Below are 12,358 nucleotides of genomic sequence, written 5' to 3' on the forward strand. Positions count from 1 at the left end.
TCTCACCATGAGCCAAGACTCCGCAGCCCCTGTCTCCGAGAAACACGGTCCGCTCGGACCGCTCGCGCTGTCCCTGTCCGGTGGGGGTTACCGCGCGGCGGCGTTCCACCTGGGGACGCTGCGGTTCCTCGACACCGTGGGACTTCTGTCCGATGTCGTGGGCCTGTCCACGGTGTCCGGTGGCACGCTCACGGGCCTGGCCTGGGTGGTGAGCCAGTTGGACGGCAAGCCGTTCAAGGCGTTTCACGAGACGTTCTCGGCGTACCTGCTTCAGACGAATGTGATCGCGGAGGCCCTGACGGGGCTGACCTCCAACCGCGACCACGGCAGCCATGCCTGGGCCAGCCTCATCCGGTCCGCCGCGGAGGTCTACGCCCGGCCCGACTTCCTGGGCGACCGGCGCTTCGGCGAGGTCCTGGACGCAAGCGGGCTCCAGTTCCAGGAGGCCATCTTCAACACCACCGAGTTCCATACCGGCCTGGACTTCCGCTTCCGGCGCAGCAACAACCCGCTCACCCTCCTGGGCAACAACGGCTACCGGATGCCTCGACCGGTGGCCAGCCACGTCCGGTTGGCCGACATCGCCGCCGCGTCGTCGTGCTTCCCGGGCGGCTTCGAACCGCTGGTGTTCCCGCAGCAGTTCCACTGGCCCCAGGGCTATCCGCTCGCCACCGCGCAGGCGGCGCTGGGCCCGGGCTTCCAGAACGGCCTGCCACTGATGGACGGCGGCATCTACGACAACCAGGGCATCGACAGCCTGTTGCTCGCGTTCAACCGGGCGGATCCGCCGCCCACGCTGCTCATCTCCGACGTCAGCGTGCAGAGCCCGGAGATGTACAACGTTCCGGAGAACCCGACGAAGCGCGGCTGGGTGACGCTGAACGGCGTCTCCTGGTTGGCCTACGGCCTCTTCTTCCTCACCCTGCTCTCCGCCGCCATCCTCGCGTGGCGCGGGTTCGAGACCGCTCGCGAGGGCAACTGGGAGCCCAAGGACTACTTCCTCTACCTCATCCCCGGCGTGCTGACGGCGTCGGTGGCGACGGCGCTGGTCTGGGTGCGTGCGCGGCTGACGGACGTGATCACCCTGGTGAAGCGGCAGATGGACCTGGACGTCTGGCCTTCGTTCAAGAAGCTCACCGTGCCGGAGTTCACGCAGATGCTGGTGCTCCGCGCGACGTCGCTGCTGGCGCTGACGACCCAGGTGTTCATGAAGCGGGTACGCGGGCTCGTGTTCGGTCAGGTGTATGGGGACTCGCGGTTCAAGGACCGGCGCATCTCCAACCTCATCTCCGCGCTCACGGTGGACCGGCCCAACCTGTTCGCGAAGCACCCGTGGCTCAAGCCCGGTGCGCACCTGGTGGCCCTGGGCACGCAGGCCTGTCAGATGCCCACCACGCTCTGGTTCACGGACAAGGCTCAATTCACCGCGGTGGAGAGCGCGGGCGCGGCCACCATCTGCTACGTGCTCCTGCGCCACATCGTGGAGCACCACGCCGGGCAGTACGAAGCGCCGGGCCAGCCGCTGAATGCCCTGTATGAGCGCCTGCGCCAGGAATGGGCGGTGCTCAACCAGGCCGGTGCGCCGTCGCAAGAACGACAGGCCGTGGCGGCATGACCATGCTCCTTTCCAAGAACGACTTCCTTCCGCGCGCGGAGGCCACGCTCGCCCGACTGGACGGCGCCCTCCGGGATGCGCTCTCCCATCAGGGCACGCCCCTGATCACGACCCTGGGGAGGGCGTTCCCCAAGGACGCTCCCCTCCAGCCCGCCGCGCTCGCGAAGGCGCTGTGTCCCGGGCCCGTGTCGCATGTCGGCCTGGCCGCAGTGGTGATGCGCGAGTTCCTTGAGCCCGTGGACGCCGTCCTGGATGCGTCGCTGTCCAAGGCCACGGTCGTGACCGGCAACGCGAAGGCTCCCGGCTCGCTGCTCGTCACCTGTCCCCTCCTCGTGCTGGGCGACCTGGAGGTCGATGGATTCCTGGACGACTGCGGGCCGGATTCCACCATCGTGGTCCTGGGCCGCTGTGTCGCCAAGGGGCTGCGGACGTCGGGGAACTTCCTGGTCCTGGGCGACCTGGTGGTCCGGGACGTCATCCAGGGCGTCTACAACGATGAGAGTCTCATCGTGGCGGGCAACCTGGAGACGCGCTTCCTGGATGAGAATGATCACGAGGTCGCGTGCTACGGAGAACTCCGCACGGAGCATCGCTTCGAGAACGGGCGCTCCGGAGAGGAGGCCGCATCGTGGGCCTCCGCCTTCCTGGTGCCCGGCCTCTGCGACATCGACCTCGGCGAAATCGACCACGGCGAAATCTTCGAACGCATCCGGCGGAACGAACCGGTCTTCACCGAAGCGAAGGAGCACCCTTGAGGTGAATGGCCTCGGGGGACGCCTCGGGTTTCGCGTGCATCGGTGGATGCCATGAGTAGGATTCGGGCAGCCCCAGCCCGGAGACCCGATGACATCCCCCACCGACACGCAGGACCCGTACGAGCGCATCTACCGCGTCTGCGAACAGGTGCCGTCCGGACAGGTGGCCACCTACGGAGACATCGCCACCATCGTCGGCGGGGCCTGTGATGCGCGCACCGTGGGCCATGCGATGGCGGCGCTGGGGTCGCGAGCGTCGACCGTGCCGTGGCAGCGCATCATCAACCGCACGGGAGGCATCAGCACCTCCGGCCACCGCCAGCGCGAGCTGCTGGAGGCCGAGGGCGTCGCCTTCGATGACGCGGGCCACGCGCGCATGGACGCGCACCACTGGAAGGGCCCGAGCGAGGCCTGGGCACGCGCCAACGGCTTCAGTGTGCTGCCGCCCAAGGACGCGCCCGCACCCGACGCGCAGCTCAAGCTCTTCTAGGGCTCACGGAGCGTCCGGGCGACCGGATACGAGCGGAAAGCGCTCGCAGGCCCGCCTGCTTTTCAGAGCGGAATAAAGGCGTCAGCCTCAGGTCCTCGCCCACTGCTTGGACCTCCGAAGAATGTCCTCTCCCCTGCTCCGCTGGGGCCTCGCGCTCCTGATTTGTCTGCTGGCACCCGTCGGGTTCGCGAAGGAAGCCAAGGTTCGCAGGGCCAAGGCGAAGGCACCGCGCCTGGTACGGATCCACACCGGCCACCGTCTCCACCGCGACGCGGCGTCCGCCTTCGAGCGCATGGCGGAGGCGGCGCGCACGGCGGGGCAGCCCCTGCTCGTCACGAGCGGGTGGCGTTCGTATCAGCAGCAGCGCTTCCTGTGGCGCCGCTACCGCAAGGGACTGGGGCCCAAGGCCGCGCGGCCGGGCCGCTCCAATCACAACCGCGGGCTCGCGGTGGACCTGGTCGTGGGCAGCGAGGAAGCGTCCCCCACGTATGACTGGCTCGCGGGCAACGCGTGCCGCTTCGGCTTCCGCCGCACCGTGGCGTCGGAGCCGTGGCACTGGGAGTACCGGCCCAAGAGCACCTCGGCGCCCGACGACGGCGAGGACTGCATGGGCCGTCCCCTGGACGTGGAGCCCACGCCCGCCGTGGTCCGCCAGGACGCGAGCTAGGCCGCGTGAGGCGGCAGTTCCACGATGAACTTCGCGCCGTGATCCGGCTCGCTCTCGACGCGGATGCTTCCACCGTGCGCCTCGACGATGCGTCGCGTGATGAAGAGCCCCAAGCCGAGCCCTCCGTAGTTGCGTGAGGAGGCGCGCTCGAAGCGCTCGAAGATGCGTGCCTGGGATTCGAACGGAATGCCCATGCCTTGGTCCTCGACGGTGAGCCGCGCCCTCCCCAAGTGCTTCGCCACCTCCATCCGGATGGGATGACCCGCGCCATACTTCATCGCGTTGGTCAGCAGGTTGAGCATGACCTGCTCCAGCCGCAGCCGATCCCAGCTCCCCCACACCGGCTCCCGGGCCACCAGTTCGAACTCGCAGCCTGCTTTCTGCAGCTGCTCCGCGACGTGGCCTGCCACGTGCCGCGCCACCGCCATCAGGTCCATCTCCTCCAGGTGCAGGTCGATCCGCTTCTCGTTGACGCGGGAGACGTCGAGCAGGTGCTCCGCCAGATGCGACAGCCGCTGGAGCTGGGATTCGAAGACCTCCAGCATCCGCTTCACCCTTTCCGGGGACAGGGGGCGCGCTCCCACGAGCACGGACTCCATCTGCTGCACCCGCAACCGCATGGAGGTCAGCGGGGTCTTCAGCTCATGGGAGGCAATGGACAGGAATTCGTCCCTCGCGCGGATGGACTCCTGCGCCGAGCAATAGAGCTGCGCGTTGTCGATGGAGAAGGCAGCCCGGCGGCCGAGCTCCTCCGTCAAGGCCAGCTCCGCCGGTGAATACGTGCGCCCCGGATCAGGAGAGAGGAGATACAGCACGCCCAGGGTGCGGCCCCGCGCCTGGAGGGGCACGCCGAGCGAAGGCCGGTCGTCGAGCGGCCGCAGGTCCTCCGGCAGCTCGTCGGGATCCCACAGGCCCTGTGACGCTTCGGAGACCTCCGACTCTCCCGTGGCCAGCACCCGGGCTGGACCGTGGAGGGACTCCGGCTCCGGCGGATGGCGTCGCAGGAACTCCCGTACGCTCGCGGCGCGGGCCGGCGAACGGTCCGCCACCGCCACCGGCCGCAGACCCACGCCGTCCGTCCGCACGAAGAAGACACACAGCTCCGCCAGCAGGGGCACGGCCAGCTCGGCGACGCGCTGGAGCGTGGTTTCAGGATCGAGCGAGGCCACCAACTCGCTGCTCGCCTCGGCCAGGAACCGCTGTGACACCTCCATCCGCTTGCGCTCGGTGATGTCGGTGGCGACTCCACAGAGCGCGTAGGCAACCCCATTGGCGTCGAGGAGCGGGAACTTCTGCGTGAGGTGGACGTGGATCCCATCGTCGTGCGGGAGCCGCTCCTCCCGTTGCACGGGGACCCGGCTCTGGAAGATGTCCCGGTTGGCCTGGTGCAGCGTCTCCGCGATGTCCCGGGGAAAGACATCGAAGACCGTCCTGCCGGCGACCTGTTGCCGGGTGCGGTGGAAGAGCCGCTCCCACTCGCGGTTCACGAAGAGGAAGCGCTCCTGCGTATCCAGGAGGAAGAACACGGTCGGCGCGTTGTCCAGGATGGCGCGCAGCCGCTGCTCGCTCTCCTGCAACGCCTCCTCCGTTCGCTTCCGCTCGGTCACGTCGTTCAGCACCGCGAGCGAACGGACCATCTTGCCGGAGGTGTCCCGCTCCACGATGGCGGACAGCAGGACGTCGATGAGCTGCCCGTCCTTCTTCACGAGCTGGTACGGCACGTCCTTGCACACCCCTGTCTTGTAATACTCGGGCAGGACGACCTCGCGGGCGTACCGCCGGGACTCCGGCGTGAGGAACTCCACCGATTCGCGCCCGAGCACCTCCGCGCGCGCGTAGCCCAACGTGCTCAACCAGTAGTCGCTGACGCTGATGAGCCGCCCGCGTGGATCAATGGATTGCATCATCACGGGCGTGGTGTTGTAGAGCGACCGGTACTTCTCTTCGCCCTCGCGCGCCGCGTCCTCGGCCCGCTTGAAGTCGGTGACGTCGCTGATGACGGAGGCGCCACCGCGCACCTGGCCGGCCCCGTCGCGAACCGGACTGGAGCTGACGTGCAGCCAGGTCCCCGCCGGCCTTGAGGTATTGCGCAGGAAGACCTCCGCGCGGCTGACGGTCTCCCCCCGGAGCGCCCGGCTCATGGGCAGGCGCTCGGACGGATAGAGCGTGACCTGGTCCGGCAAGTAGAGCCCGAAATGCGCCGGCCAGCGGCTGACCGGCTCGTCGGTGGGCCCCATGCCCAGGATGTGTTCCCCCATCGGGTTGATGAACACGAGGTGCTGGTGCTCATCCGCCACCAGCAGCCCCTCGCCCATGCTGGCGAGCACGGCGTCGAGGAGGCTGCTGTACTCCGGTGGCGGGCCACGTGGAGACGGATGCGCTGGGCTGTCGTGCAGGCGGGCCATGGGACGCGTGGAGGGGACGGACTCTTCCCCCTTCAACGATGGGGGCTCGCCCGCCCATGTGCCAGACGCTGCCCGCCCGGCGTTACTGGAGGGCTTCCAGCAGGGCCGCCTGGAGCGCCTTCCGGTTCTCCGGGAAGCGCTGGTTGGGATAGGGCCGCGCTCCGCTCAGGAGGGTTTCATACTGCTGGTACATGGGGTCGGAGCGTGCGGGCTCCTGCTGATAGAAGGCGCGGTTGGCCTGGAGCAGGTAGCGAGGCCGGGTACCCTGGGGGCCGTCTTCACTGAAGGCGATGAGGCTGCGCGTCTCGGGGGCCTGCATGAACGACGTGAAGGCCCGGGCATCCTCCGCGCACGTCCCCGTGCAGTTCGCGTTGAGCACCAGCGCATCCACGAAGACCGCCGGCGCCGAGCCCGCGCCCAACGGGACCGAGATGACCTCCGGGAGCGGCATGGAGGGCTGTGACTGGAGGATGTAGAACAGGCGCTCGGTGTAGCCCATGAAGCCGTTGGCCTGCTCCTGGGCGAAGGCCACTTCCGCCACCGTGTTGTCCGCGTAGCTGCCATCCAGGCACGGATTGACGCCCGCTTCGAGCGAGCAGCTGTCGACGACGTCCGCGAACGCGTTCAGGGTCGGTGAGTCGAGCGGCAGCGAGATGGCGCTCGCGAGCGCATCCCCCGGATGCGTGTCCGCCCAGGCATCGATGTACGAGGAAGGCAGCGTCCAGCTCCCATCGAGGTTCGTCGCCAACGGGCGCTTGCCGGGCGCCGCCTCGCGAAGGATTCGCACGAGCGAGGCGCTGTCCGTCGCGGACCGGATGTTCGTGGTCCGCGAATAGACGACGTTGGTGCAAAGGTAGGTGGGCACGCCGTAGTTCGCACCGCCAATGCGGACCGCCTCCTCCGCCGCGGAATGCACGACGCCCGCCTCCAGCGCGACCGGCTGGATCCACTTCTTCTCCGCGAGCGAGCCGAGGATCAGCGTGTCCACCTCCACCACCTGGGCGGCGCTGGCCTCCGTGCCGAGCAACTGGTTCAGCGTCCCTCCTTCATCCAGGTCATAGACATCCAGGTTGGCGTCAAAGACGACGTCCAGGTCGATGTCCGGATGGGCCGCTTCGAAGTCGGACTCCAGCCGCTGCTCCAGGCTGGCGAAGCTGTCCCCCGCGGAGTCGGGGATGTATGGGAACAGGACCGCCTTCAGCGGACGCCTGGGAGTGGGGTCGGGATCGGATGATTCCGAGCAGGCGCTCAGGACCAGGACGGCGGGGCAGACAAAGACTCTCCAACGCATTGCGGGCGACCTCACAGCTGCACGGTGAAGGACGTGTGAAAAACGTCCTTGGGATCGGTGTATTTTTTGATTTTCCGCAGCCATTCGTAATCGGCCTTGGAGTCGTAGTAGAGGCTTTGGACCTGGCTCCGGCTCATGTCGAGTTGCTGGCTGTTCGTGTTCGCGTCTTCGAAAGTGCCCCAGCTCATGCGCACGTCCTCGCCTCCGCTAAACTCCTTCAGCAAGGACTTCATCTCGGCTTGGAGTTTCTCGGCGTCGGCCTCGTGTCCGGACTTGTAGAACACGTCGAAGACGAGCTGTACGAGGGCATCGCGCCGCTGCATGTGCGTCACCTTCTTCTGCCCATTCGCGCTGAATTCGCCGCCGCCGACGACCGTCTGGACCACCACTTTCAGGCCATCGTGCTCGTAGGTCGCGTTGACAAGGTCAACGAAGCGGTCACGGAAAGCGTCCGAAAACGGCTTCATTGTGATGTGGAGCGACTTCTTATACGGCAAGTCGAACTCACGGCCGCTCGCGGGAAGACCAAACACACCGATCTCGCGGACGCCGGTATCGGCGATGGTCGAGAGCCTGGCTGGACCATTGATCGGGCGGGCAATGGGGGCACACGCGGCGCCCTCCTCGATCGCCTCCACAACGGCCTTGATTTCCCCCAGACCCGCCTTGTCTCTACACATGACTTCCACGAGCAGCACGGCTGGTCGCAGTTGGTTGAAGTCGCCTGAAACGACGCTGAGAAAGAGGTCGATTCCCAGCGGCAGCGTGCCTTCCGCCTGTCGCTCCGCCCACCGCTGGAGTTGACCCATCGCGGCGCGGAAGCCATCCCTACCAGACGGGTACAGGTATGTATAAGAGTAACCTTCCGAATTGGGGTACTTGTCGTCGGGCACCAGATCGAAGGTGATCTCCGTCAAGACTCCCCAGCTGCCCGGGCCGCCGCCGAGGACGGCTCTGAACACGTCGCTGTCTGTCGGCGTACCCGTGCCACCTCCGGATTGAGGCCGGGTGAACTCACGCTCTACGTATACGTCGGCTCCGGGCGACCCCGGATCGCGCGTCACCATCTTGAATGAGCGAACCCAATCCAAGGTTGCGCCGAGACTGCGAAGCTGGTGGCCGATACCACCCGTCTGTACGTGCCCCCCGAGCCTTACGAGTGGGCACTCGCCATGAGGTATCGCGACGCCCTTCTCCAGCAGCTTCTTTGACAAGTCTTTCAGCGCCACCCCCGGCCCCACCGTGACCTGGGTCGGCGTGCCCGTGGACGGCAAGAACTCGACATCCACAAAGAGCGTCATGTCCAGGAGCAGGGTGTCTTTGCCGCCCGACGAAAGGCCGCAGTATTGGTGCCCGCCAGACCTGGCCACGACCTTGAGGTTGTTCATCGCGGCGAACGCAACGGCCGTCGTCACATCCATGGCGTTCTCCGCCATTGCGACGAACCGCGGGGTCATGCGCGCGTCCACGACCTGCGACGAGTATGACGAGACAGCGTACTGATGGATTGCCTCAAGATAGCTGGCGCCGTCCGACTTATCGAACACCTCACCTTCAAAGCCAGGAATCTTGTCGCTTCCAGCCCGGTTGCTGGAGACCAGGTCGAAGCCAGGCGTAGATGAGAGCGCAGGCAAGACCTTGACGCCGCGCAGCGCAACCCTGGTGGAGGCGCGCCGAACCAACGCTCGTTTATTGACCGCGGCCGTGGGCGAAACCTTGTCGGCGGGGATGGCCGCGGCCATGCGCCGCCGCGCCTCTTGAGCGACCTTTTTCTCAGCCTTCGCGTCGGAAATCTGCGCGCGGGCGACCACGTCACTGCCCGGCGCGAGCTGAAGCTCGGCCCAAGCTCGGATACCGGGTGCACGCTCGCGACCGGTGCGGGCGCTAACGCCGATAGCGAAGTCCACGGCATCAAGAAATTTTTGCCGGAACCTGGCGAATGGCCGCGGCACGGGGTTGCTGCCAAACCGCCTCAGCGTTTCGTCCTGTGCCGCGGCGTTCGGGCCCGTCGCAACCCAGGCGGCGATGCTGGAGCCAGGACTCGTCACCCGATTGGAATCGAGGACGGTAAGCTTTGCACGACTCAAGGCAGCTTGAACGACCGCTTCGGTTGCCTCGCTGTCGGCGGCGTCGTGCCCCGTGGCGCGGACGACGATGAGACTCATCGAATACGCGGCCGACGTCACGCGGACGCTCAGGTCGACGTGCTCAGGAACAGAGGATCCGCCGCCGAAGAGCGCGTCACACAAAGCCGCGAAGCCCTTTGGCGCATAGGACGTCATCCAGGCCTGCGTCCAGCGGGCGGATTCATCCGTTTTCGAGGCAGCGGCGTCAAAAACAAGCTTCGTGATGACCGCGCGGCGACGGCCGGCCAGAAGATCGCGAAGCGATTTGTTGTGGAACGTCTTGGTGACGCCTGCGCCGGGGCCTTCGGTCGGGATGACCTCGGCCTCCACGACAGCGCCGCGGAGCGGGAGGAGTCCGGCTCCGCTGCGAAGAAACGGTGACGAGTCCATGCTGAGAACGGCCGACACAATGCTCTGTGTCGGGTTGTCATCGAGCGGAAGGAAGAGGTCCTTGTTGATCAGCTTCCTGGCGACATCGCCCGTTGTCGCCGCGGCCCCGACGGTGACCCGCTGTTCACCGACGTCGACGTTTCGGAATGCCTCCATGCTGACGATCGCGGCAGCCTCCTTGCTCTCAGGAGTGCCCACCTTGCTCACATCAGAGACCGATAGGCTGTGGCCGCTTCGAATGAACACGCGCCGGTTGGCGGCTTGTGCCAGGCGCAGTGCCTTCTCAACGTCGTCAGTCGACTCAGGAACAAGGACCGTGGGCTTGTCGTAGAACTCTGCTTGAGCTTCGTGCGAGGACGTGATGCGTCCTTTGAAGGACGATTGGAGCGCGCGGGCATTCTTCAGGGAAAGTTTCGCCATGGTGGTGCTCTTTCGAGGATCCGGTCACGTTAGGCATCAACACCCGACTCCGTGCGTTCCTACCGCGCGAGGAACGCGCGCATCTCGGAGACGACGTCCGCCTGCCGTGGGAGCCAGAGGTAGTGCCCCGCGCCCTGGAGCGTCACGAGCTTCCAGTTCGGCAGGCTCTTGAGAAGGGCGTCCTGGGCCGCCTCGCGCTGGCTCAGCTCCGGAAGGAACGCGCGCGCCCGCTCGCGCAGGTCGGCGGGGACGTTCTCCGCCTGGGCCAGAAACGCCACCCAACCCGCGAAGGCCTGGCCGTCGGAGAGGGCCAGCACCGGGCCCCGCAGCTTCGCGTAGTCCGGCAAGGCCGCGCCCCGGATGCACTGCTCCGTGGCCTCCGGCAAGCGGTGGTAGCGCAGGTACGCGCCCGTGCCAGCGTCGAACTCATACGCCTGATCAATCTCGTGCGGCGGGAACGGTCCGCCCAGGTCGCGCGCCAGCAGCGCTGTCACCGCCTCACGTGACGGCTGCCCGTCGAGCACGGTGAACGGCAGCGGCGGCAACGGGCCCGGCTTCAGGAACTCGGCGATCTCTCCCTTGTTGTCCGTGGCGTCCAGGAAGATGAGCGCCTCCACGCGCTCTGGATGATTCAGCCCCATCCAGTTCAGCTCATCCCCCGCGAGCGAGTGCCCCGCGAGCGTCGCCTTCGCGAGCCCCAGGCCCTCCATCGCGGCCAGCACGTCGTGCCCCAACGTCGCGCTGTCGTAGCCGGTGGCCGGCCAGCTCGACGCGCCGAAGCCGCGCCGGGTGAAGGCATAGACGTGGTGCGTGGCGATGAACTCCGGCGCCAGCACGTCGAAGACATGGGCCGTGCTGCCCAGGCCCGGCAGGAACACCAGCGCCGGACCCTTGCCGCCGTAGTCGAGCACCTCCAGCTCTACCTCCGGGGCCACCCGCACCCGGCTCACCTGGTGCAGTGGATCCACCGGGCCGCCGGGCGGCGGTGACGGCGTGGTCGCACAGGCGGAAAGCAACAGCACCCACGACAGACGAAGCCAGGACGTTCGCATGGGTGGAAACCTTTGCATGCCCCACCGCGACAACGGAACGGGCTCAAGGTCGCAAATCAGGCCTGGCTAGACTTCAGCGTAATTTTCCAACCCTCGCTGAATCCCCCCTTGGAGACAGATGATTCGCTTGAACTGGATGACGTGGTCCCCTGCCCTGCTGGTGTCGGCGGGCCTGATGCTGGCCGCGTGCGGCGGCCCGGAGCTGGAAGCCCCTGGGATGGACGTGTCTGCCATTGGCACGGTGGAGGGCGAAGCGAACTCGCCCATCTACGACCGGGCGCGCGCGTACGCCGCCGCCAATCCCAAGCGCGACGGGGGTTCGTGGAACCAGTGGTGCGGTTCGCTGATGGTCCGCTTCGGGCAGCTTCCGGACTCCGCCGTGCGCCCCACCGCCATCGAGGCCTACCGCGCTTCGCGCATCGTCTCCACGGACGCGTCCAAGGCGCTGACCGGGGCCTTCCACTGGTGGGACATCGGCTCCGCGGGCCACGTGGGCGCGGACCTGAACGGCGGCGGCGGCACGGTGTTCATGGCCACGTACAACCTCTCCCAGTCGTGGGGGGATGCGATTGGCGTCAACAGCGTCTCCGGCTACTCGTCGAAGACGGGCGCGCGATACCTGGGCTGGTCCATGGACTACGCGGGCGGGAAGATCGCCGGCGGCGGCCAGTCTCCGGGCGGCGGTTCGAGCAGCCTGCCGCAGACGACCACCGAGTTCGACGGCATCCCGGGTGAAATCTATTACAAGCGCATCCAGACGGTGGGCAGGCGCGACTACGGCTACACGGGCCCCATCGACGGCGTAACGGGGCCGAACACGGAGAAGATCCGCGTGCGCATCACCGCGCGCGAACTGAACCGGCGCGGCGGCCCTCGCACCTCCTCCGAGGACGATGGCATCCCCGGCTCCATCTACTGGACCCGCGTGCAGACGGTGGGCCGGTCCTTTGGCTACACCGGCCCCATTGACGGCCTCCCCGGCGCGAACACGTACAAGGCCGAGCACATGATCTGCGCGTACGCCGTGAACCGCGCGTTCTGATGTCGCCCGGTGCCCCACGGCGCGGTGCGTGATCCGCGCCGTGGAAAGCCTTGCCCCCTCTTCTCCCCGGTCGCCATTCGCGGCGGCCTCGGGGTAGCCTGCGGG

General features: G+C 67.1%; 9 protein-coding genes. 5 read left to right on the forward strand and 4 right to left on the reverse strand.

What is annotated here, in order from left to right:
* Positions 1-7 precede the first annotated feature (7 nt).
* The 4 genes from D7V77_RS00300 to D7V77_RS00315 all read left to right on the forward strand — a co-directional run bounded on the left by D7V77_RS00300 (position 8) and on the right by D7V77_RS00315 (position 3,527).
* Complete coding sequence (locus tag D7V77_RS00300; RefSeq protein ID WP_233596530.1) at positions 8-1,615, forward strand: patatin-like phospholipase family protein; 1,608 nt, start codon at positions 8-10, stop codon at positions 1,613-1,615.
* Positions 1,612-2,370 carry a hypothetical protein gene (locus tag D7V77_RS00305; RefSeq protein ID WP_120574250.1) on the forward strand — a complete coding sequence of 253 codons (759 nt, stop codon included), beginning with the start codon at positions 1,612-1,614 and terminating at the stop codon, positions 2,368-2,370. The genes D7V77_RS00300 and D7V77_RS00305 overlap by 4 nt, the downstream gene beginning before the upstream one ends.
* Before the next feature lie 88 nt (positions 2,371-2,458).
* Complete coding sequence (locus tag D7V77_RS00310; protein ID WP_120574251.1) at positions 2,459-2,860, forward strand: MGMT family protein; 402 nt, start codon at positions 2,459-2,461, stop codon at positions 2,858-2,860.
* 121 nt (positions 2,861-2,981) lie between these two features.
* The gene (locus D7V77_RS00315; RefSeq protein WP_120574252.1) at positions 2,982-3,527 is read left to right on the forward strand and encodes a D-alanyl-D-alanine carboxypeptidase family protein; all 546 of its coding nucleotides are present in this window, start codon (positions 2,982-2,984) and stop codon (positions 3,525-3,527) included.
* Here D7V77_RS00315 and D7V77_RS00320 read toward each other — a convergent pair.
* The 4 genes from D7V77_RS00320 to D7V77_RS00335 form a co-directional block, all read right to left on the reverse strand.
* The gene (locus D7V77_RS00320) at positions 3,524-5,932 is read right to left on the reverse strand and encodes a PAS domain S-box protein (RefSeq protein ID WP_120574253.1); all 2,409 of its coding nucleotides are present in this window, start codon (positions 5,930-5,932) and stop codon (positions 3,524-3,526) included. The two genes, D7V77_RS00315 and D7V77_RS00320, sit on opposite strands and share 4 nt — an antisense overlap.
* A gap of 82 nt (positions 5,933-6,014) precedes the next feature.
* On the reverse strand, positions 6,015-7,223 hold the full coding sequence (locus tag D7V77_RS00325; RefSeq protein WP_120574254.1) for a hypothetical protein: 1,209 nt from the start codon (positions 7,221-7,223) through the stop codon (positions 6,015-6,017).
* Between the two features lie 11 nt (positions 7,224-7,234).
* Entirely contained in the window at positions 7,235-10,159 is a 2,925-nt protein-coding gene (locus D7V77_RS00330) for an FAD-binding protein (protein WP_120574255.1), read from the reverse strand.
* Positions 10,160-10,218: 59 nt separating this feature from the next.
* On the reverse strand, positions 10,219-11,211 hold the full coding sequence (locus D7V77_RS00335; protein WP_120574256.1) for an alpha/beta fold hydrolase: 993 nt from the start codon (positions 11,209-11,211) through the stop codon (positions 10,219-10,221).
* Positions 11,212-11,329: 118 nt separating this feature from the next.
* On the opposite strand from D7V77_RS00335, the gene D7V77_RS00340 reads away from it, so the two are divergent.
* Positions 11,330-12,253, forward strand: coding sequence for a hypothetical protein (locus D7V77_RS00340; RefSeq protein WP_233596532.1), 924 nt, complete (start codon positions 11,330-11,332; stop codon positions 12,251-12,253).
* Positions 12,254-12,358 lie beyond the last annotated feature (105 nt).

Source organism: Corallococcus sp. CA041A, from assembly GCF_003612075.1.
GTDB lineage: Bacteria > Myxococcota > Myxococcia > Myxococcales > Myxococcaceae > Corallococcus > Corallococcus exiguus.